Source organism: Streptomyces sp. DSM 116793, from assembly GCF_057320905.1.
The window spans coordinates 5,424,799-5,445,049 of the sequence record NZ_CM170494.1; the positions used below are offsets into that span (position 1 = coordinate 5,424,799).

Sequence of the window (20,251 nt, forward strand, 5' to 3'; positions counted from 1 at the left end):
CGCGGATGTCGAAGACGTCGGAGGAGGACTGAGGCGCGGCCCCGGCCGGCGGATGGGCGCGCTCCCGTACCCGGCCCAGTGCCCCGGAGCGCCATCCGTCCCCATTCGCCCGATAATGAAGGAATTCGGCCATGCGTCACCGGGGACCGCCGCCCCGGGAAGGCGGGAAGGGACGGACCATCGTGAAGCGCGTCAAACTCAGGGACCTGGAGGTCTCCCGGATCGGCCTGGGCTGCATGGGCATGTCCGACTACTACACCGGAGCGGGCGAGGACGACGCCGAGTCCATCCGGACCATCCACCGGGCGCTGGACCTCGGCGTCACCCTGCTGGACACCGCCGAGGTCTACGGCCCGTACGCCAACGAGGAGCTCGTGGGCCGCGCGATCGCCGGCCGGCGGGACGAGGTGGTGCTGGCCACCAAGTTCGGCTTCATCTCCCAGCCGTCGGGCGAACGGGGCTGGGACAGCTCCCCGGACAGCATCCGGCACTCCGTGGAGGGCTCGCTGAGGCGGCTCGGCACCGACCGCATCGACCTCTACTACCAGCACCGCGTGGACCCGAACACGCCCATCGAGGAGACCATGGGCGCGCTGAAGGAGCTGGTCACCCAGGGCAAGATCCGGCACATCGGCCTCTCGGAGGCGGCACCGGCGACGATCCGCCGCGCGCACGCCGTCCACCCCGTCACCGCGCTGCAGACCGAGTACTCCCTGTGGGCCAGGGAACCTGAGGGCGAGATCCTGCCGACCCTGCGGGAGCTGGGCATCGGCTTCGTGGGGTACTCGCCGCTCGGCCGCGGCTTCCTCACCGGCACCATCCGCAGCAAGGACCAGCTCGCCGAGGACGACTTCCGCCGGACCGACCCCCGGTTCTCCGGGGAGAACCTGGACGCCAACCTGCGGATCGCCGACGAGGTCAAGGCCGTCGGCGACGAGGCCGGGGCCACGCCCGCGCAGGTCGCCCTGGCCTGGCTGCTCGCCCAGGGCCAGGACGTGGTCCCCATCCCCGGCACGAAGCGGGTCGGCCGCCTGGAGGAGAACGTGGCGGCCGACGGCGTCCGCCTGAGCCATGCCCAACTGGACCGCCTCCAGTCCCTCTCCGCGCCCCGGGGCGACCGGTACGCGGACATGTCGGCCGTCAACCGCTGAGCGGGCCCCGGCGGGGGCGCGTCAGCGCCGTGGAAGGCGCGCGGGGTCGTGACACCGTGCGGCGCCGCGTTCCCGGGAAGCCGGGTGCCACAACGCCAAGAGCCCCAGACCCTTCGGAACCCAAGAAGCACCGCACCCCTCGGAAAACCCAAGAGCACCGCACCCCTCGGAAGGGTCCGCCCGAGGGCCGTAAGGCCCTGGCGTACGCTGGGACGGTCCGTTCACACCCTTACGAAAGGGACGCCGGTGACCGACCAGGCCGACCACGTGACCGCCGTCCTCGACCGTGCCGCGGCCGGCGGCCGGATCACCCCCGAGGAAGCCGTCGTCCTCTACCGCGACGCCCCGCTGCACGCCCTCGGCTCGGCCGCCGACACCCTCCGCAGGCGCCGCTACGCCGGCACCGAGCACATCGCGACGTACATCATCGAACGGAACATCAACTACACCAACGTCTGCGTGACGGCGTGCAAGTTCTGCGCGTTCTACGCCGCCCCCAAGGACACCGACAAGGGCTGGACCCGCGATCTCGACGACATCCTGCGCCGCTGCGCGGAGACCGTGGAGCTGGGCGGCACCCAGATCATGTTCCAGGGCGGCCACCACCCGGACTACGGCGTGGAGTACTACGAGAAGCACTTCGCGGCCATCAAGAAGGAGTTCCCGCAGCTGGTCATCCACTCCCTCGGCGCCTCCGAGGTGGAGCACATGGCCAGGATCTCCGGCGTCACCGTCGAGGAGGCCATCAGCCGCATCCACGCCGCGGGCCTCGACTCCTTCGCGGGCGCCGGCGCCGAACTCCTCCCGGAGCGCCCCCGCAAGGCCATCGCCCCGCTCAAGGAGTCCGGCGAGCGCTGGCTGGAGATCATGGAGACGGCGCACCGGCTGGGCGTGGAGTCCACCAGCACGATGCTCATGGGCACCGGCGAGACCAACGCCGAGCGCATCGAGCACCTGCGCATGATCCGCGACGTCCAGGACCGGACGGGCGGCTTCCGCGCGTTCATCCCGTACACGTACCAGCCCGAGAACAACCACCTGAAGGGCCGCACCCAGGCGACCCTCCTGGAGTACCTGCGCATGATCGCCATCGCGCGGATCTTCCTGGACAACGTCGCCCACATCCAGGGCTCCTGGCTGACCACCGGCAAGGAGGTCGGCCAGCTCTCGCTGCACTACGGCGCGGACGATCTCGGCTCGATCATGCTGGAGGAGAACGTGGTCTCCTCCGCGGGCGCCCGGCACCGTTCCAACCGGATGGAGATCATCGACCTGATCCGCAAGGCGGGCCGGGTCCCGGCGCAGCGCTCCACGACCTACGAGCACCTCGTCGTGCACGACGACCCGGCCCAGGACCCCGTCGACGACCGCGTCGTCTCGCACCTGTCGTCCACCGCGCTGGACGGCACGGCGACGGGCCGCCGCGCGCTCAAGCTCGTCGACGCACGCTGAGGCCGGGTGCCTGAGGCCGCGGAGGTCCCGCGGCCGCGGAGGTCCCGAGGCCGCGGAGGTCCCGAGGCCGCGGAGGCCGCGGAGGCCCTGAGGCGGCGCGGCAGCCCCGCCGCCGGCCGGGTGGCGGCCGCCGTGTGCCGGGCGACCGGGGGCGCCGGGGCACTCCGTATGCTGGGGCGCGTGACCCGCGCATCCCTGGACAAGCAGCCGCACGAAGTCGCCTCCATGTTCGACGACGTCGCGGAGCGCTACGACCTCACCAACGACGTGCTGTCCCTCGGCCAGACCCGCCTCTGGCGCCGGGAGGTGGCCAGGGCGGTCGACGCCAGACCCGCACAGAAGGTGCTCGACCTGGCCGCGGGCACGGCCACCTCCTCGCTGCCGTTCACCCGCACCGGTGCGTACGTCGTGCCGTGCGACTTCTCGACCGGCATGCTGCGGGTCGGCAAGCAGCGGCACCCCTGGCTGCCGTTCACGGCGGGCGACGCGACCCGGCTGCCGTTCCGCGACGAGGTCTTCGACGCCGTCACGATCTCCTTCGGGCTCAGGAACGTCCAGGACACGGACGCGGCCCTGCACGAGCTGTACCGGGTGACCAAGCCGGGCGGCCGGGTGGTGATCTGCGAGTTCTCGCACCCGACCTGGGCGCCGCTGCGCACCGTCTACACCGAGTACCTGATGCGGGCGCTACCGCCGGTGGCGCGCGGCGTCTCGTCCAACCCGGACGCGTACGTCTACCTCGCCGAGTCCATCCGCGCCTGGCCCGACCAGGCCGCGCTGGCCCGGCGGCTGGCCAAGGCCGGCTGGACGAAGGTGGCCTGGCGCAACCTCACCGGCGGAATCGTGGCACTCCACCGAGCCTACAAACAAACCTGACACCCCGCGCCCTCTGCGGGGCCCGCCCCGCAAGGGGCTCGGCGCCCCCGGAAAGGGGCGCGGGGAACTGCGCGAAAAACCACGACGCCCGCGCACCGAACCACCCCGCCCTGCCCCCCACCGTCCCGTCGGGGCCGCGTACCGCGAATCGCGAACCGGCGACGGCTGGCCGCACAGCCCCCGCGCCCCCTGCGGCCGCACAGAGCACACCGGTCGCACCCGGCACACGAGAACCCGGCACGTGCGAGCCCGGCACACGAGAACCCGGCACGTGCGAGCCCGGCACACGAGAACCCGGCACGTGCGAGCCCGGCACACGAGAACCCGGCACGTGCGAGCCCCGCACACGAGAACCCAGCACGCGCGAGCCCCGCACACGCGAGCCCCGCGCACACCGGGCAGGACGCGGCGCCCCGTCACGGGCAGCCCTTCAGTCGGTTGATCAGTTCTCCTGCATAGACTGCCCATGTCCCGTGCCGTCCGGCACACAGATTTCGATGCCCTGGGGAGCCCCCGCCGTGACCGAGCCCCTCTCCGAACACACCGCCGACGTGATCGTCGTCGGGGCCGGACCCGCCGGTTCCACCACCGCGTACCACCTGGCCAAGGCCGGGCTCGACGTGCTGCTGCTGGAGAAGACGGCGTTCCCCCGGGAGAAGGTGTGCGGCGACGGCCTCACCCCGCGCGCGGTGAAGCAGCTGGTCGGCATGGGCATCGACGTCTCCGAGGAGGCCGGCTGGCTGCGGAACAAGGGCCTGCGGATCATCGGCGGCGGCGTACGGCTGGAGCTCGACTGGCCGGATCTCGCCTCCTACCCGGACTACGGCCTGGTCCGCAAGCGTGACGACTTCGACGAGCAGCTCGCCCGGCAGGCGCAGAAGGCGGGCGCCCGGCTGTACGAGCGGTGCAACGTCTCCGCGCCGGTCACCGACGCCCGCACCGGCCGGATCACCGGCGTGGAGGCCAGGCTGGGCGAGGAGAAGACCCCGGTCACGTTCCACGCCCCGCTGGTCGTCGCCGCGGACGGCAACTCCACCCGGCTCTCCCTCGGCATGGGCCTGCACCGCCGCGAGGACCGCCCGATGGGCGTCGCGGTGCGCACGTACTTCACCTCGCCGCGGCACGACGACGACTACCTGGAGTCCTGGCTGGAGCTGTGGGACCGGCGCGGCGGCCGGGAGCGGCTGCTGCCCGGGTACGGCTGGATCTTCGGCATGGGCGACGGCACCTCCAACGTCGGCCTCGGCGTGCTCAACACATCCGCCTCCTTCAAGGAGCTGGACTGGCGCGAGGTGCTCAAGACGTGGTGCGCGTCGATGCCCGAGGACTGGGGCTACACGCCGGACAACATGACCGGCCCGATCCGCGGCGCCGCACTCCCCATGGCCTTCAACCGCCAGCCGCACTACACCAAGGGCCTGCTGCTGGTCGGGGACGCGGGCGGTCTGGTGAACCCGTTCAACGGCGAGGGCATCGCCTACGCGATGGAATCCGGCCAGATCGCCGCCGACGTCATCGTCCAGGCCCATGCCCGCGCCACCTCGGCCCAGCGCGAGCTGGCCCTGCGCAACTACCCGAAGATCCTCAAGGACACCTACGGCGGCTACTACACCCTGGGCCGGATCTTCGTGAAGCTCATCGGCAACCCCAAGGTGATGAAGATCGGCGCCCAGCACGGCCTGACCCACCCGCTGCTGATGAAGTTCACCCTCAAAATGCTCGCCAACCTCACCGACCCCACCGGCGGCGACACCATGGACCGCATCATCAACGGCCTGACGAAGATCGCCCCCAAGGCCTGAGCCCGGCCGCGGGTTTCGGTAAGGGCTTGGGCAAGGGCTTGGGCAAGCCCGGGCGGTTTGGGCAGGCTTGGGCAGGCTTGGGCAGATGTGGGCATGTCCAGTCGGCAGGCCTTGGCGTGGGATGCTCGCCGTCCCGCCGAGCACGGGTTCGGGGCCTCGAACGGAGTGTGAGGGTGCTGTGGGCGGCCCTTCGGGCGGGTTCCGCCGGTGGGGGCCGCGCCGTACCCTCCCGTGCCCATGGCAGCGGAACAGACCGGACGCGAGGCGTCCGAAGACGAGGCCCGGCAGCCGTCCGGGCACACCCGCAGACGCTTTCTGGCCGGCGCGTCGGCCGTGGCCGGCACGGCCGCGCTCACCGTCGCAGCCGCACAAGGCGCACGGGCCGCGGAGGGCGCGGAGGGCGCAGAGGCCGCACGGGCCACGCAAGCCGCGCAGGCCAAGCAAGCAGCACAGGCCGCACAGGCAGCCTCCACCGCACCCCGTGCCTCCCGCAAGCGCGTCGCCGTGCTCGGCGGCGGCGTGTCGGGGTTGAGCGCCGCGCACGAGCTGGCCGAGCGCGGCTACGCCGTCACGGTCTACGAGTACTACGACGTGATCGGCGGCAAGGCCCGTTCGATGGACGTCCCCGGCACCGCCGCGGGTGGCCGGAAACCCCTCCCCGGCGAGCACGGCTTCCGGTTCTTCCCCGGCTTCTACCGCAACCTCCCCGACACCTTCCGCCGCATCCCCTTCCCCGGCAACCCGAACGGCGTCCACGACAACCTCCGCAGCGGCACCGAGGCCCTCTTCGCGCGCGACGCCGGCCGCGCCGACCTGCACTTCCCGCTGCGCCGGGCCACCACGCCGCCCGCGCCCGGCGACATCACCCCGTCCTGGATCCGCGACCAGGTGCTCTCGGCGCTCGACCTCACCACCCGGCTGCCCGCCCACGAGGCCGCGTACTTCGCCGACCGGCTCCTGGTCCATCTCACGAGCTGCGACGCGCGCCGCGAGGACCAGTGGGAGAAGATCTCCTGGTGGGACTTCATCCGGGCCGGCGAGATGAGCCGCGAGTACCAGCTCGTGCTGGGCATCGGCCAGACCCGCAACCTGGTCGCCACCCGCGCCCAGGAGGCCTCCACCCGCACCATCGGCCGCATTCTCGAGGCGCTGGTGGTGTGGGGCATCCTCGGCCAGGGCATGGACGGCGACGCCGACATCGACCGCGTCCTGAACGCCCCCACCACCGAGGCCTGGATCGACCCCTGGGGCAGCCACCTGCGCTCCCTCGGCGTCGAGTTCGTGCTCGGCACCCGGGTGCGCGAGGTGCTGTACGCCGACGGCAGGGTGAGCGGCGTCCGGGTCTCGGCGCGGGACGGCGGCCAGGAGCGCGTCATCACCGCCGACCACTACGTCTCGGCCATGCCCGTCGAGCACGCCCGCGCCACCTGGGGCAGCGCCCTGCGCGCCGCCGACCCCCGGCTCGCCCGGTGCGACGCGCTGCGGACGGACTGGATGGTCGGCATCCAGTACTACCTGCGCACCCCCACGCCCGTCGTGCACGGCCACATCAACTGCCTCGACTCGCCCTGGTCGGTGACCGGTATCGGACAGGCGCAGTTCTGGGACCGGGACTTCCCCGCGGACTACGGCGACGGTACGGCCCGCGACTGCCTCTCCGCGATCGTCTCCGAGTGGGACCAGCCCGGCATCCTCTACGGCAAGACGGCCCGCGAGTGCACCAAGGAGGAGATCGTCGCGGAGTGCTGGGCGCAGCTGAAGGACGCGCTCAACGACACCGGCACGACCACGCTCACCGACGAGGACCGGCTCGGCTGGTTCATGGACCCCGCGGTGACCGGGCTCGGCGGCCCCGACCCGCAGAACCGCGAGCAACTCCTCGTCCACCCCACCGGCACCCTCTACAACCGCCCTTCCGCGGGCACGGCGGTCCCCAACTTCTTCCTGGCGGGCGACTACGTCCGCACGGACGTCGACCTGGCGACGATGGAGGGCGCCAACGAGTCCGCACGGCGCGCCGTCAACGCCCTGCTCGACCGGGACGGCTCCGACGCCGAGCGCTGCCGGATCTGGGAGCTGTACCGGCCGCCCGCGATGGAGCCGCTGAAGCGCGTGGACGAACTGCGCCACCGGCTGGGCCTGCCCAACACGTTCGACCTGGGCTGACGGCCGCCCCCAACGGGTGCGAAGCACCCGAGAGAAGCACACAAAAAAAGGGGGTGCGGGGGCGCCACTTGGCCCCCGCACCTCCCGTGTCTCAGAGGACCCGGACCGCCCCGCTGGCCGGGTAGCCGGAGAGGTCCTGCACGACGACGCCCTTGGACGGGTTCGCCGCGTCCAGGTACTGCCCGTTACCGATGTAGACGCCGACGTGGTAGGCGGAGCCCATCCCGCCCCAGTACAGGATGTCGCCGGGCCGGATGCTCGACAGCGGCACCTGGGTGCCCGCGGTCGACTGCTCCTGGGAGGTACGCGGCAGGCTCACCCCGACCTGCTTGAAGGCGGCCTGCACCAGGCCGGAGCAGTCCCAGGAGTTGGGTCCCGTGCCGCCCATCACATAGGCGTCGCCGAGCTGCGCGGTCAGGAAGGAGAGCACGGCACCGGCGCTGCCGCCGGGGACGGAGACCTTGGAGGCGGTCGACTCGGTGTGCAGGGTGGTGCGCTCGGCGGAGCGCGAGGCGCGCGCCTGCGCCGCCTTCCGCGCGGCCTCGGCCTTCTTCCTGGCCTCCGCCTTCCGTTCGGCCGCGGCCTTCGACTTCTTGGCCTTCTCGGCGGCGTGGGACACGGCCGCGTTCTGCACCGCCTGCGTGGCGTAGGCGGCGGCCGCCTCCTGCGTGGCGTCCGCGGCCGCGGCGGCCCGGGTGGCCAGGCCGTCGGTGAGCGTGGGCATCTCGACCGTGTCGTGCACGGGTTCGACGGCGGTCGTCTGGGCCGACGCGCCCGTCACGGCCAGGGTGCTGAGGACACCGCCGGCGACTCCCGCACACAGGGCGAATCTCGGCGCACTGCGTCGGGCTTTCCGGTGGCTGGGTATGTGAGCGGTGTGGGACATGTGAACAACCGCTATCAGGGCCTGACCGTAACCTTCAAGAAACGTGGGGTGCGCCACAGTTGCTCCACAGGCCACTGAATCCCGGGTGTGTCGCGTTTCGTGCTACCTCCGGCGCTGCTCCGGATTGAGATGATCAAGCCTGTGCTCACGCACTTTCCGCGATACGCCCGAATTGCTCCGCACCTACCATCGGTTGGGCCCCGCTGCCAAGCCTCGCCGGTGCGCCGCATGAGGTGAATGTGGCCAGTGTCACGGAACGGCGGCTTGTTGGGTTGCGTCTATAACGGCCGTCCTGTCGGGCTTGTGCGGCCGGTGTCGGGGTGGGGTGCTTCCTCTGAAGGAGGTGCGGGGCCAACGCCACCGGCGCGGTGACTCCATGGCGCAGGCGTCGGCCATTCCTCTCGTGAACGGGAGCACACGCCCACCCCCGGACGTAGCGCCCGTCTCGCCCCGTGTCCTCCCGTCTGGGTCCCTCCCTGTATGAACCGGCCCTTTATCAGGCAGTTCCGTCCAGCGCGAATTTGCGCCAAGACAGGATGGCTTGATATAGGGGCTGCCGCTGCTACCAGCGGAAACGCGGCTCGTTGTCACGTCCGGTGACCGCAGGGCCGCTTCGCGTGTGAAGATCACGGCCATTCGGGATTCATGATCGTTCGTCAGGTGGTAGAGATCACAAGGGTGATGCGTGACCCCGTGTCGCAGATCACAGACCGGCGGGCATAAGATGCGAGGCAGTCGGGCTTGTGACCTGCTTCACATGGACGCGATCTTCGTGGCCGAGTGGAGGAGCGGTGGGGTCCCGGATCGCCGGATCGGCGGCCGATCGCTGGATCGATCGGCCGGGGCCGGTGTCCGGGATGCCTCCCGCGCGGGGAAGCGGGTCCGGCACCGCCGTAGGAGTCAGCGCCGACTGAGAGGAGCGAGGAGCGGTGAACGCGTACGCGCCCATCCTCGTACTGGGAGCCCTCGGGGCAGCTTTTGCGATCTTCTCCGTGGTGATGGCCACGCTTATCGGTCCAAAGCGGTACAACCGAGCCAAGCTCGAAGCTTATGAGTGCGGTATCGAGCCGACGCCGACACCGGCCGGCGGCGGACGGTTCCCGATCAAGTACTACCTGACGGCGATGCTCTTCATCGTCTTCGACATCGAGATCGTCTTTCTCTACCCCTGGGCCGTCACCTTCGACGCCCTGGGGCTGTTCGGGCTCGTCGAGATGCTGCTCTTCGTGCTCACCGTCTTCGTCGCCTACGCGTACGTGTGGCGGCGCGGCGGCCTGGAGTGGGACTGAGCAGCGACTGAGAAGCGAGAGACCGCGTAACGACCACGCGAGGGACAAGAGGGGCTTGAAGGGCCTATGGGACTCGAAGAGAAGCTGCCGAGCGGTTTTCTGCTGACGACCGTCGAGCAGGCCGCGGGCTGGGTGCGGAAGTCCTCCGTCTTCCCCGCGACGTTCGGCCTCGCCTGCTGCGCCATCGAGATGATGACGACCGGCGCCGGGCGGTATGACCTGGCGCGCTTCGGCATGGAGGTGTTCCGCGGCTCCCCGCGGCAGGCCGACCTGATGATCGTGGCGGGCCGGGTCAGCCAGAAGATGGCACCGGTGCTGCGGCAGGTCTACGACCAGATGCCGAACCCGAAGTGGGTCATCTCCATGGGCGTCTGCGCGTCCTCGGGCGGGATGTTCAACAACTACGCCATCGTGCAGGGCGTCGACCACGTCGTCCCGGTGGACATCTACCTCCCCGGCTGCCCCCCGCGCCCCGAGATGCTGATGGACAGCATTCTCAAGCTCCACCACAAGATCCAGACCTCCAAGCTCGGCGTGAACGCCGAGGAGGCCGCCCGTGAGGCGGAGGAGGCGGCCCTGAAGGCGCTTCCCACGATCGAGATGAAGGGGCTGCTGCGGTGACCGAGCGACACGGAACCAACCCCGAACAGGACCTGAACAGCCAGAACCTCCCCGGCCAGCGCGGCGAGCAGGGCGAGGAGATCCGGGTCCAGCGCGGCATGTTCGGGGCCGACAACGGCGGCGACACCAGCGGCTACGGGGGCCTGGTGCGCTCCATCCGGCTGCCCGGGCCCGCCTCCCGGCCCTACGGCGGCTGGTTCGACGAGGTCGCGGACGAGTTGGAGGGCGCCCTGGAGGAGCAGGGCCTCCTCCCGGAGAACGCCATCGAGAAGACGGTCGTCGACCGCGGCGAGATGACCTTCCACATCGCGCGCGAGCACCTCGTCCGCGTCGCCGGCACCCTCCGCGACGACCCGGCGCTCCGCTTCGAGCTGTGCACCGGCGTCAGCGGCGTGCACTACCCCGGCGACAAGGGCCGCGAACTGCACGCCGTCTACCACCTGCGCTCGATCACCCACAATCGCCTGATCCGCCTCGAAGTCAGCGCACCCGACGACGATCCGCACATCCCCTCACTGGTCTCCGTCTATCCGACGAACGACTGGCACGAGCGCGAGACGTACGACTTCTTCGGCCTGATCTTCGACGGTCACCCGGCGCTGACGCGGATCATGATGCCGGACGACTGGCAGGGCTTCCCGCAGCGCAAGGACTACCCCCTCGGCGGCATCGCCGTCGAGTACAAGGGCGCCCAGATCCCGGCTCCGGACCAGCGGAGGTCGTACTCATGACGACGCAGTCAGCATCGGCACGCGACACCACGGAAGGACCGGTCTACACGGTCACCGGCGGTGACTGGGACGAGGTCGTCGAGGCCGTGGTCAAGGCCGACGACGAGCGCCTCGTGGTCAACATGGGTCCCCAGCACCCGTCCACGCACGGCGTGCTCCGGCTCATCCTGGAGATCGACGGCGAAACGGTCACCGAGGCCCGCTGCGGCATCGGCTACCTGCACACCGGCATCGAGAAGAACCTCGAGTTCCGCACCTGGACACAGGGCACCACCTTCGTCACCCGCATGGACTACCTCACGCCGTTCTTCAACGAGGCGGCCTACTGCCTCGGAGTGGAGAAGCTGCTCGGCATCGAGGAGGCGGTGCCGGACCGGGCGAGCGTCATCCGCGTGATGCTCATGGAGCTCAACCGCCTCTCCTCGCACCTGGTCGCCATCGCCACCGGCGGCATGGAACTGGGCGCCACCACGATCATGATCTACGGGTTCCGTGATCGTGAACTCATTCTCGACCTCTACGAGTTGATCACCGGCCTGCGCATGAACCACGCGTACATCCGGCCCGGCGGACTCGCCCAGGACCTGCCACCCGGCGCGGTCGACCAGGTCCGCGAGTTCGTGAAGACGATGCGCAAGAACCTCCCGGAGTACGACAAGCTCGCCACCGGTAACCCGATCTTCAAGGCCCGGATGCAGGACGTCGGCTATCTGGACCTCACCGGCTGCATGGCGCTCGGCGCGACCGGCCCCATCCTGCGCTCCGCGGGCCTGCCGCACGACCTCCGCAAGGCGCAGCCCTACTGCGGCTACGAGAACTACGAGTTCGAGATCCCGACGAGCGACACCTGCGACGCCTACGGCCGCTTCCTCATCCGCCTGGAGGAGATGCGGCAGTCGCTGAACATCATCGAGCAGTGCCTCGACCGGCTTGAGCCGGGCCCGGTGATGGTCGCCGACAAGAAGATCGCCTGGCCCGCCCAGCTCGCCCTGGGCCCGGACGGTCTCGGCAACTCCCTCGACCACATCAAGCAGATCATGGGCACCTCCATGGAGGCCCTGATCCACCACTTCAAGCTGGTCACCGAGGGCTTCAGGGTCCCGGCCGGCCAGGCCTACGCGGCCGTCGAGTCGCCCAAGGGCGAACTCGGCGCCCATGTGGTCTCCGACGGCGGCACCCGCCCCTTCCGGGTCCACTTCCGCGACCCGTCGTTCACCAACCTGCAGGCGATGGCCGCGATGTGCGAGGGCGGCCAGGTCGCCGACGTCATCGTGGCCGTCGCGTCCATCGACCCCGTGATGGGAGGCGTCGACCGGTGACAGACGTCAGCCTGGGCATGACCCAACCGCCCGCACCCGACGCTGCGTCCGAGCGGGGGCGGGCCCCCGAACCCCCGGCCGGCGCGGTGGGTCTCGGCATGCCGCAGATGCCGCCCCCGGAGTACCCCGCCGATGTGCGCGCCCGGCTGGAGGCCGACGCCAGGGAGATCATCGGCCGCTACCCGGGCGCCCGCTCCGCGCTGCTGCCGCTGCTGCACCTGGTGCAGTCCGAGGAGGGTCACGTCACCCGCACCGGTGTGCAGTTCTGCGCCGAGCTGCTGGACCTGACCACCGCCGAGGTCACCGCCGTCGCCACCTTCTACACCATGTACCGGCGCACGCCCGGCGGCGAGTACCACGTGGGCGTCTGCACCAACACCCTGTGCGCGGTGATGGGCGGCGACGCCATCTTCTCCGCCCTCCAGGAGCACCTGGGCGTCGGCAATGGCGGGACCACCGAGGACGGCAAGGTCACGCTGGAGCACATCGAGTGCAACGCCGCCTGCGACTTCGCGCCCGTGCTGATGGTGAACTGGGAGTTCTTCGACAACCAGACCATCGAGTCCGCCAAGCGCCTGGTCGACGACCTGCGCGCCGGGGCCCAGGTGGAGCCCACCCGGGGTGCTCCCCTGTGCAGCTTCAAGGAGACCTCGCGGATCCTCGCGGGCTTCCCGGACGAGCGCCCCGGGGCCGTCGAGGCGACCGGCGGCGCGGGCCCCGCGTCGCTGATCGGGCTGCGCCTCGCCCGCGGTGAGAGCGCCGCCGCGGCGCGCGTGGTGCACCCCCGCGAGGCGGCCGCCGCGCGGCACGCACCCACCGACACGCCGGGCGCCGGCGCCGAGCACCTCAGCTCGCACGACGCGCCGCAGAAGACCTCGGCCTCCGACCCCGAGCATCCCGCCGGACCGGTCACCGAGGAGGGGGAGTGATGACCTTGACAGCCGAGAACGGGGACGCCGCCCGGCCGGAGGCCCACACGGAGAGCAACCCCGAGAAGCTGCTCGCACCGGTGCTGTCGGCCTTCTGGGACGAGCCGAAGTCCTGGACGCTCGACGTCTACCGGCGCCACGAGGGCTACGAGGGCCTGCGCAAGGCCCTCGCGATGGAGCCGGACGACATCATCGCCTACGTCAAGGACTCCGGCCTGCGCGGCCGGGGCGGCGCAGGCTTCCCCACGGGTATGAAGTGGCAGTTCATCCCGCAGGGCGACGGCAAACCGCACTATCTAGTTGTCAACGCCGACGAGTCGGAGCCGGGGACCTGCAAGGACATCCCGCTCCTCTTCGCGAACCCGCATGCCCTCATCGAGGGAATCGTGATCGCCTGCTACGCGATCAGGTCCGAGCACGCCTTCGTCTATCTGCGCGGCGAGGTCGTCCCCGTGCTCCGGCGGCTGCACGAGGCCGTCCGCGAGGCGTACGCGGCGGGCTATCTCGGGAAGAACGTGCTGGGCAGCGGACTGAACGTGGAACTCACCGTGCACGCGGGCGCGGGCGCGTACATCTGCGGTGAGGAGACCGCGCTGCTCGACTCCCTCGAGGGCCGCCGCGGCCAGCCGCGACTGCGTCCTCCCTTCCCTGCCGTCGCCGGTCTGTACGCGTGCCCCACTGTCGTGAACAACGTCGAGTCCATCGCGTCGGTTCCCGCGATCCTGAACAAGGGCAAGGAATGGTTCAGGTCGATGGGCAGCGAGAAGTCCCCGGGCTTCACGCTCTACTCGCTCAGCGGGCACGTCGCGAGCCCCGGCCAGTACGAGGGCCCGCTCGGCATCACGCTGCGCCAGCTGCTCGACATGAGTGGCGGGATGCGCCCCGGCCACCGGCTGAAGTTCTGGACGCCCGGCGGCTCCTCCACCCCGCTGCTCACCGATGAGCACCTCGACGTCCCGCTGGACTACGAGGGCGTGGGCGCCGCCGGCTCCATGCTCGGCACCAAGGCGCTCCAGTGCTTCGACGAGACCACCTGCGTCGTGCGCGCCGTCACCCGCTGGACCGAGTTCTACGCCCACGAGTCCTGCGGCAAGTGCACGCCCTGCCGTGAGGGGACCTACTGGCTCGTCCAGCTGCTACGCGACATCGAGGCCGGCAAGGGCACGATGAGCGACCTCGACAAGCTCGCCGACATCGCCGACAACATCAACGGCAAGTCCTTCTGCGCCCTGGGCGACGGCGCCGCCTCGCCGATCTTCTCCTCGCTCAAGTACTTCCGCGCCGAGTACGAGGAGCACATCACCGGCAGGGGCTGCCCGTTCGACCCTGCCCGGTCGACCGCCTGGGCGGACGGCCCCACCGACACCACGGAGGTGAACGCATGACGGTAACCACGGGCGCTCCCTCCGGGGGCTCGGAGGCTGCCATCCCACCCGAAGATCTCGTCTCGCTGACCATCGACGGCATCGAGATCAGCGTGCCCAAGGGCACCCTGGTCATCCGCGCCGCCGAACTGCTCGGCATCGAGATCCCCAGGTTCTGCGACCACCCGTTGCTCGACCCGGCCGGCGCGTGCCGGCAGTGCATCGTCGAGGTCGAGGGCCAGCGCAAGCCCATGGCGTCGTGCACCATCACCTGCACGGACGGCATGGTCGTCAGGACGCAGGTGACGTCGGGGGTCGCCGAGAAGGCCCAGCGGGGCGTGATGGAGCTGCTGCTCATCAACCACCCGCTGGACTGCCCGGTCTGCGACAAGGGCGGCGAGTGCCCGCTGCAGAACCAGGCGATGGCGGTGGGCGACCCCACCTCCCGCTTCGAGGGCACCAAGCGCACCTTCGAGAAGCCGGTGCCGATCTCCGCACAGGTGCTGCTCGACCGCGAACGCTGCGTGCTGTGCGCGCGGTGCACCCGGTTCTCCAACCAGATCGCGGGCGACCCGATGATCGACCTGATCGAGCGCGGCGCGCTCCAGCAGGTCGGCACCGGCGAGGGCGACCCGTTCGAGTCGTACTTCTCCGGCAACACCATCCAGATCTGCCCGGTCGGCGCGCTCACCTCGGCGGCGTACCGGTTCCGCTCCCGCCCGTTCGACCTGGTGTCCTCGCCGAGCGTGTGCGAGCACTGCGCGGGCGGCTGCGCCACCCGCACGGACCACCGGCGCGGCAAGGTCATGCGGCGGCTCGCCGCCAACGACCCGGAGGTCAACGAGGAGTGGCTGTGCGACAAGGGCCGCTTCGCTTTCCGCTACGCGCAGCGCCCCGACCGGCTCACCGAGCCGCTGGTGCGCGACCCGGAGACCGGTGAGCTCCAGCCCGCGAGCTGGCCGCAGGCGCTGGCCGCCGCGGCCGAGGGCCTGGCCGCCGCGCGCGGCAGGACCGGCGTGCTCACCGGCGGCCGGCTCACCGTGGAGGACGCCTACGCGTACAGCAAGTTCGCGCGCGTGGCGCTCGACACCAACGACATCGACTTCCGCGCGCGCGTGCACAGCGCCGAGGAGGCCGACTTCCTGGCCGCCCGGGTCGCCGGCCGCGGCAGGGACCTGGACGGCACGGGCCTGACGTACGCGGCGCTGGAGAAGGCCCCCGCGGTGCTGCTCGTCGGCCTGGAGGCCGAAGAGGAGGCACCCGGCGTCTTCCTGCGGCTGCGCAAGGCCTGGCGCAAGCACGGCCAGCGCACCTTCGCCGTCGCCAGCCACGCCACCCGGGGCCTTCAGAAGGCCGGCGGCACCCTGCTGCCGGCCGCGCCGGGCACCGAGACCGAGTGGCTCGACGCGCTCGCCGGCGGTGTCGGCCTCCACGACGACGGGGTCACGGCGGCCGAGGCGCTGCACGCCGAGGGCGCGGTCATCGCCGTCGGCGAACGGCTCGCCGGCGTCCAGGGCGCCCTCACCGCCGCCGTGCGCGCCGCGACCGCGACCGGCGCCCGGCTGGTGTGGATCCCGCGCCGGGCCGGGGAGCGCGGCGCGATCGAGGCGGGCGCCCTGCCCACCCTGCTGCCCGGCGGCCGGCCGGCCACCGACCCGCGCGCGCGGGAGGAGGTCGCCGCGGCCTGGGGCGTCGCCGAACTCCCGCACCACCTCGGACGGGACACCGGCCAGATCATCGAGGCCGCGACCGGCGGCGTGCTGGGCGCGCTGCTCGTCGCCGGCGTCGAGGTCGCCGACCTGCCCGACCCGGCCGCCGCGCGCGCCGCCCTCGACGGGGTGGGCTTCGTGGTGGCGCTGGAGCAGCGGCCCAGCGAGGTCACCGAGCGGGCCGACGTCGTCTTCCCGGTGGCCGCGGTCGCCGAGAAGGCCGGCACGTTCCTCACCTGGGAAGGCCGCGGCCGGCCCTTCGAGGCCGCCCTGAAACCCGACATGATGACCCGCCGGCTCGCGCCCGCCGACCTGCGTGTGCTGCACATGCTGGCGGACGCCATGGACGTCCACCTCGGCCTGCCGGACGTGCGCACCGCGCGCGCGGAGCTGAGCCGGCTCGGCACCTGGGACGGGCCGCGGGCCGCCGGGCCCGTGGAGACCCAGGCCGCCATGCCCCGCCCGGGCGCCGGTGAGGCGGTGCTCGCGGGCCACCGGATGCTGCTGGACCAGGGCCGCCTCCAGGACGGCGACGAGGCCCTCGCGGGCACCCGGCACGCCGCTTTCGCCCGGCTCTCAGCGGCCACCGCCGCCGAGGCCGGCGTCAAGGACGGCGACGTGCTCGCCGTCACCGGGCCCGCCGGGGTCGTGGAACTCCCGCTCCGGGTGACGCAGATGCCGGACCGCGTCGTCTGGCTGCCGCTGAACTCCACAGGCTCCGGAACCGCCGCCGACCTCGGCGCGCACCCCGGTGAACTCGTCCGTATCGGCCCGGCCGTGGCGCCGGTGTCCCAGGAGGTCACGGAGGTGACGGCATGACGCCCCAGGCGCTGACGCCGCTCGCTGTGGAGGACCTGTCGGCCTTCGGCCGCGACCCGTGGTGGCTGATCGTCATCAAGGCGGTGTTCTGCTTCGCCTTCCTGATGGTGACCGTGCTGTTCTCCATCGTGTGGGAGCGCAAGGTCGTCGCCTGGATGCAGCTGCGCATCGGCCCCAACCGGCACGGCCCCTGGGGCATGCTCCAGTCGCTCGCCGACGGTGTGAAGCTGATGCTCAAGGAAGACGTGATCGTCAAGCGCGCGGACAAGGTGGTCTACGTCCTCGCCCCGATCGTGGCGGCCGTACCGGCCTTCATGGCGATCGCCGTGATCCCCTTCGGGCCCTCCGGCAACGAGATCTCGATCTTCGGCCACCGCACCGCGATGCAGCTCACCGACCTGCCGATCGCGATGCTGTACATCCTGGCGGTGGCTTCCGTCGGCATCTACGGGATCGTGCTCGCCGGCTGGTCCTCCGGATCGACGTACCCGCTGCTTGGCGGCCTGCGCTCGTGCGCCCAGATGATCTCCTACGAGATCGCCATGGGCGCCGCGTTCGCCTCGGTCTTCCTGTACTCGGGCTCCATGTCGACGTCGCAGATCGTGCAGCAGCAGCACGACCGCTGGTACATCCTGCTGCTGCCGGTCTCGTTCCTGATCTACATCGTGACGATGGTCGGCGAGACCAACCGCGCCCCGTTCGACATGCCCGAGTCCGAGGGCGACCTCGTGGGCGGCTTCAACACCGAGTACTCGTCCATCAAGTTCGCGATGTTCATGCTGGCCGAGTACATCAACATGGTGACCGTCTCCGCGGTGTCCACGACGCTCTTCCTGGGCGGCTGGCGGGCCCCGTGGCCCATCAGCACGTTCTGGGCGGGCGCCAACCACGGCTGGTGGCCGCTGCTCTGGTTCGTCGTCAAGGTGCAGCTGCTGCTGTTCTTCTTCATCTGGCTGCGCGGCACCCTGCCCAGGGTCCGCTACGACCAGCTGATGAAGCTCGGCTGGAAGGTCCTCATCCCGGTCTCCGTGGTCTGGCTGATGCTGGTCGCGACGGTGCGGACGCTGCGGAACGAGAACTACGACTTCACCCGCGTCGTGCTGTACGTGGCGGGCGCCGTCCTCGTGGTGCTGCTGCTCTCCTTCGTCGTGGACGTCTTCCGCGGCAAGGGCGGCGAGCAGGAGGGCGAGGCGGAGCCGGCGGCCTTCGACCCGATGGCGGGCGGGTTCCCCGTGCCGCCGCTGCCCGGCCAGACGCTGCCGCCCGTACCGCGGCGCCGGCCCCGCTGGGACGAGCGGGAGCTGATTGTCAGTGGTGCCGTCGATACTGCCAGTGACGGAAAGGAGGCGTCCGATGGCTGAGCGACCCCGCAAGCAGATCGAGTCCGGGAAGCCCGGGGAGTCCCAGGAGGGATTCCAGAACCCGGTGGCGGGCTTCGGCGTGACCTTCAAGGCCATGTTCAAGAAGCGGCTGACCGAGCAGTACCCGGAGCAGGAGAAGATCACCGCTCCCCGCTTCCACGGCCGGCACCAGCTCAACCGCCATCCGGACGGCCTGGAGAAGTGCGTCGGCTGTGAGCTGTGCGCCTGGGCCTGCCCGGCGGACGCCATCTACGTGGAGGGCGCGGACAACACCGACGAGGAGCGCTACTCCCCGGGCGAGCGGTACGGCCGCGTCTACCAGATCAACTACGCCCGCTGCATCCTGTGCGGCCTGTGCATCGAGGCGTGTCCCACGCGCGCGCTCACGATGACGAACGAGTTCGAGCTCGCCGACAGCAGCCGGGAGAACCTGATCTACACCAAGGAGCAGCTGCTCGCCGGGCTCGACGACGGCATGGTCGACACGCCGCACGCCATCTACCCGGGCACCGACGAGCAGGACTACTACCGCGGCCTGGTCACCCACGCCGCACCGGGCACCGAGCGCCAGGTCGCGCTCTCCAAGGGCGAGGCCCCGCAGCAGGCCGCCGCCGACTTCGGCCCGGAGGAACCGGCATCCGAGAAGGTGATCGGCTGATGACCGATATCGCCGCCTACACCACCTCCACCGGTGAGGCCATCCAGTTCTGGGTGCTGGCCGTCGTCGCGGTGATCGGCGCCCTGTGCACGATCCTGATGCACAAGGCGGTGCACAGCGCCCTCTGCCTGGCCGGCACGATGATCATCCTCGCGGTGTTCTACCTGGCCAACGGCGCCTACTTCCTGGGCATCGTGCAGATCGTGGTCTACACGGGCGCGATCATGATGCTCTTCCTCTTCGTGGTGATGCTCGTCGGCGTCACCGCCGCGGACTCCCTGAAGGAGACCATCAAGGGGCAGCGCTGGCTGGCCGCGCTGTGCGGGGTCGGCTTCGGCGTCCTGCTGATCGCCGGCATCGCGAACGCCTCCCTCAAGGACTTCGCCGGCACCGGCAAGGCCAACTCCGGCGGGAACGTGGAGGGCCTCGCCGCGCTGATCTTCACCAAGTACGTCTTCGCGTTCGAGATCACCGGCGCGCTGCTGATCACGGCGGCCGTGGGCGCGATGGTGCTCACCCACCGCGAGCGCACCGAGCGCGCGAAGACCCAGCGCGAGCTCTCCGAGCAGCGGGTGCGCGACTTCAAGCACCTCCCGCCGCTCCCCGCCCCCGGCGTCTACGCCCGGCACAACGCCGTGGACATCGCCGGCCTGCTCCCCGACGGCACCCCGTCCGAGCTCACCGTCAACAAGACCCTGCGTGCCCGCGGCCAGATCCGCGACGTCTCCCAGGAGACGGTCAACGATCTCAAGGCCCTGGAGCAGCGGTCCGCCGACCGCCTTGAGCGGGCCCAGGCCGAGGAGGCGTCCAAGTGAATCCGGTCTACTACCTCTACCTCGCGGCCCTGCTGTTCACGATCGGCGCCACCGGCGTGCTCATCAGGCGCAACGCCATCGTGGTGTTCATGTGCATCGAGCTGATGCTCAATGCCTGCAACCTCGCGTTCGTGGCGTTCTCCCGGCTGCACGGCAACCTCGACGGCCAGATCATCGCGTTCTTCACGATGGTCGTCGCCGCCGCGGAGGTCGTGGTCGGGCTCGCGATCATCGTGTCGCTGTTCCGTACCCGCCACTCGGCCTCGGTCGACGACGCCAGCCTGATGAAGCTGTAAGGGGTCG

Annotated in this window: 17 protein-coding genes; 16 read left to right on the forward strand and 1 reads right to left on the reverse strand. The window is 70.8% G+C overall.

Annotation, left to right across the window (positions count from 1 at the left end):
- Window positions 1-182: 182 nt before the first annotated feature.
- The 5 genes from ACSMXW_RS21195 (at window position 183) to ACSMXW_RS21215 (ending at window position 7,447) form a co-directional block, all read left to right on the forward strand.
- Entirely contained in the window at window positions 183-1,151 is a 969-nt protein-coding gene (locus ACSMXW_RS21195; RefSeq protein WP_485798353.1) for an aldo/keto reductase, read from the forward strand.
- A gap of 246 nt (window positions 1,152-1,397) precedes the next feature.
- On the forward strand, window positions 1,398-2,603 hold the full coding sequence (mqnC, locus tag ACSMXW_RS21200; RefSeq protein WP_485798355.1) for a cyclic dehypoxanthinyl futalosine synthase: 1,206 nt from the start codon (window positions 1,398-1,400) through the stop codon (window positions 2,601-2,603).
- A gap of 180 nt (window positions 2,604-2,783) precedes the next feature.
- Window positions 2,784-3,479, forward strand: coding sequence for a demethylmenaquinone methyltransferase (locus ACSMXW_RS21205; protein ID WP_485798357.1), 696 nt, complete (start codon window positions 2,784-2,786; stop codon window positions 3,477-3,479).
- Window positions 3,480-3,997: 518 nt separating this feature from the next.
- On the forward strand, window positions 3,998-5,281 hold the full coding sequence (locus tag ACSMXW_RS21210; RefSeq protein ID WP_485798358.1) for a geranylgeranyl reductase family protein: 1,284 nt from the start codon (window positions 3,998-4,000) through the stop codon (window positions 5,279-5,281).
- Window positions 5,282-5,518: 237 nt separating this feature from the next.
- On the forward strand, window positions 5,519-7,447 hold the full coding sequence (locus ACSMXW_RS21215) for a hydroxysqualene dehydroxylase (protein WP_485798360.1): 1,929 nt from the start codon (window positions 5,519-5,521) through the stop codon (window positions 7,445-7,447).
- A 91-nt stretch (window positions 7,448-7,538) separates the two neighbouring features.
- Here ACSMXW_RS21215 and ACSMXW_RS21220 read toward each other — a convergent pair whose 3' ends face one another.
- Window positions 7,539-8,333, reverse strand: coding sequence for a C40 family peptidase (locus tag ACSMXW_RS21220; protein ID WP_485798362.1), 795 nt, complete (start codon window positions 8,331-8,333; stop codon window positions 7,539-7,541).
- A gap of 929 nt (window positions 8,334-9,262) precedes the next feature.
- Here ACSMXW_RS21220 and ACSMXW_RS21225 point away from each other — a divergent pair.
- The 11 genes from ACSMXW_RS21225 (at window position 9,263) to nuoK (ending at window position 20,244) form a co-directional block, all read left to right on the forward strand.
- A complete protein-coding gene (locus tag ACSMXW_RS21225; protein WP_485798364.1) occupies window positions 9,263-9,622 on the forward strand; it encodes an NADH-quinone oxidoreductase subunit A in 360 nt (119 codons plus the stop codon).
- A gap of 66 nt (window positions 9,623-9,688) precedes the next feature.
- A complete protein-coding gene (locus tag ACSMXW_RS21230; RefSeq protein WP_485798365.1) occupies window positions 9,689-10,243 on the forward strand; it encodes a NuoB/complex I 20 kDa subunit family protein in 555 nt (184 codons plus the stop codon).
- Window positions 10,240-10,974: an NADH-quinone oxidoreductase subunit C gene (locus tag ACSMXW_RS21235; RefSeq protein WP_485798367.1), complete on the forward strand. Its 735-nt coding sequence runs from the start codon at window positions 10,240-10,242 to the stop codon at window positions 10,972-10,974. Before ACSMXW_RS21230 ends, ACSMXW_RS21235 begins: the two co-directional genes overlap by 4 nt.
- Window positions 10,971-12,293 carry an NADH-quinone oxidoreductase subunit D gene (locus ACSMXW_RS21240; RefSeq protein ID WP_485798369.1) on the forward strand — a complete coding sequence of 441 codons (1,323 nt, stop codon included), beginning with the start codon at window positions 10,971-10,973 and terminating at the stop codon, window positions 12,291-12,293. The genes ACSMXW_RS21235 and ACSMXW_RS21240 overlap by 4 nt, the downstream gene beginning before the upstream one ends.
- Window positions 12,294-12,391: 98 nt before the next feature.
- The gene (gene nuoE, locus ACSMXW_RS21245) at window positions 12,392-13,222 is read left to right on the forward strand and encodes an NADH-quinone oxidoreductase subunit NuoE (RefSeq protein WP_485808193.1); all 831 of its coding nucleotides are present in this window, start codon (window positions 12,392-12,394) and stop codon (window positions 13,220-13,222) included.
- Entirely contained in the window at window positions 13,222-14,607 is a 1,386-nt protein-coding gene (nuoF, locus tag ACSMXW_RS21250) for an NADH-quinone oxidoreductase subunit NuoF (RefSeq protein ID WP_485798371.1), read from the forward strand. Before nuoE ends, nuoF begins: the two co-directional genes overlap by 1 nt.
- Window positions 14,604-17,114 (forward strand): NADH-quinone oxidoreductase subunit G, encoded by a 2,511-nt coding sequence (locus ACSMXW_RS21255; RefSeq protein WP_485798372.1) that lies wholly within the window; start codon window positions 14,604-14,606, stop codon window positions 17,112-17,114. Before nuoF ends, ACSMXW_RS21255 begins: the two co-directional genes overlap by 4 nt.
- An 11-nt stretch (window positions 17,115-17,125) precedes the next feature.
- Window positions 17,126-18,475, forward strand: a complete 1,350-nt coding sequence (gene nuoH / locus ACSMXW_RS21260) for an NADH-quinone oxidoreductase subunit NuoH (protein ID WP_485808195.1) — start codon at window positions 17,126-17,128, stop codon at window positions 18,473-18,475.
- The gene (gene nuoI / locus ACSMXW_RS21265; RefSeq protein WP_485798374.1) at window positions 18,468-19,133 is read left to right on the forward strand and encodes an NADH-quinone oxidoreductase subunit NuoI; all 666 of its coding nucleotides are present in this window, start codon (window positions 18,468-18,470) and stop codon (window positions 19,131-19,133) included. Before nuoH ends, nuoI begins: the two co-directional genes overlap by 8 nt.
- The gene (locus ACSMXW_RS21270; RefSeq protein ID WP_485798376.1) at window positions 19,133-19,948 is read left to right on the forward strand and encodes an NADH-quinone oxidoreductase subunit J; all 816 of its coding nucleotides are present in this window, start codon (window positions 19,133-19,135) and stop codon (window positions 19,946-19,948) included. Before nuoI ends, ACSMXW_RS21270 begins: the two co-directional genes overlap by 1 nt.
- Window positions 19,945-20,244, forward strand: a complete 300-nt coding sequence (nuoK, locus tag ACSMXW_RS21275; protein ID WP_485798377.1) for an NADH-quinone oxidoreductase subunit NuoK — start codon at window positions 19,945-19,947, stop codon at window positions 20,242-20,244. Before ACSMXW_RS21270 ends, nuoK begins: the two co-directional genes overlap by 4 nt.
- The last annotated feature ends 7 nt before the right edge of the window (window positions 20,245-20,251 follow it).

Bases quoted from the DNA above. Each gene is read 5' to 3' on its own strand.
- ACSMXW_RS21240 (WP_485798369.1), top strand. From the start codon at position 10,971: ATGACGACGCAGTCAGCATCGGCACGCGACACCACGGAAGGACCGGTC.
- ACSMXW_RS21230 (WP_485798365.1), top strand. From the start codon at position 9,689: ATGGGACTCGAAGAGAAGCTGCCGAGCGGTTTTCTGCTGACGACCGTC.
- nuoE (WP_485808193.1), top strand. From the start codon at position 12,392: ATGCCGCAGATGCCGCCCCCGGAGTACCCCGCCGATGTGCGCGCCCGG.
- ACSMXW_RS21220 (WP_485798362.1), bottom strand. From the start codon at position 8,333: ATGTCCCACACCGCTCACATACCCAGCCACCGGAAAGCCCGACGCAGT.
- ACSMXW_RS21215 (WP_485798360.1), top strand. From the start codon at position 5,519: ATGGCAGCGGAACAGACCGGACGCGAGGCGTCCGAAGACGAGGCCCGG.
- nuoF (WP_485798371.1), top strand. From the start codon at position 13,222: ATGACCTTGACAGCCGAGAACGGGGACGCCGCCCGGCCGGAGGCCCAC.
- ACSMXW_RS21255 (WP_485798372.1), top strand. From the start codon at position 14,604: ATGACGGTAACCACGGGCGCTCCCTCCGGGGGCTCGGAGGCTGCCATC.
- nuoI (WP_485798374.1), top strand. From the start codon at position 18,468: ATGGCTGAGCGACCCCGCAAGCAGATCGAGTCCGGGAAGCCCGGGGAG.
- ACSMXW_RS21270 (WP_485798376.1), top strand. From the start codon at position 19,133: ATGACCGATATCGCCGCCTACACCACCTCCACCGGTGAGGCCATCCAG.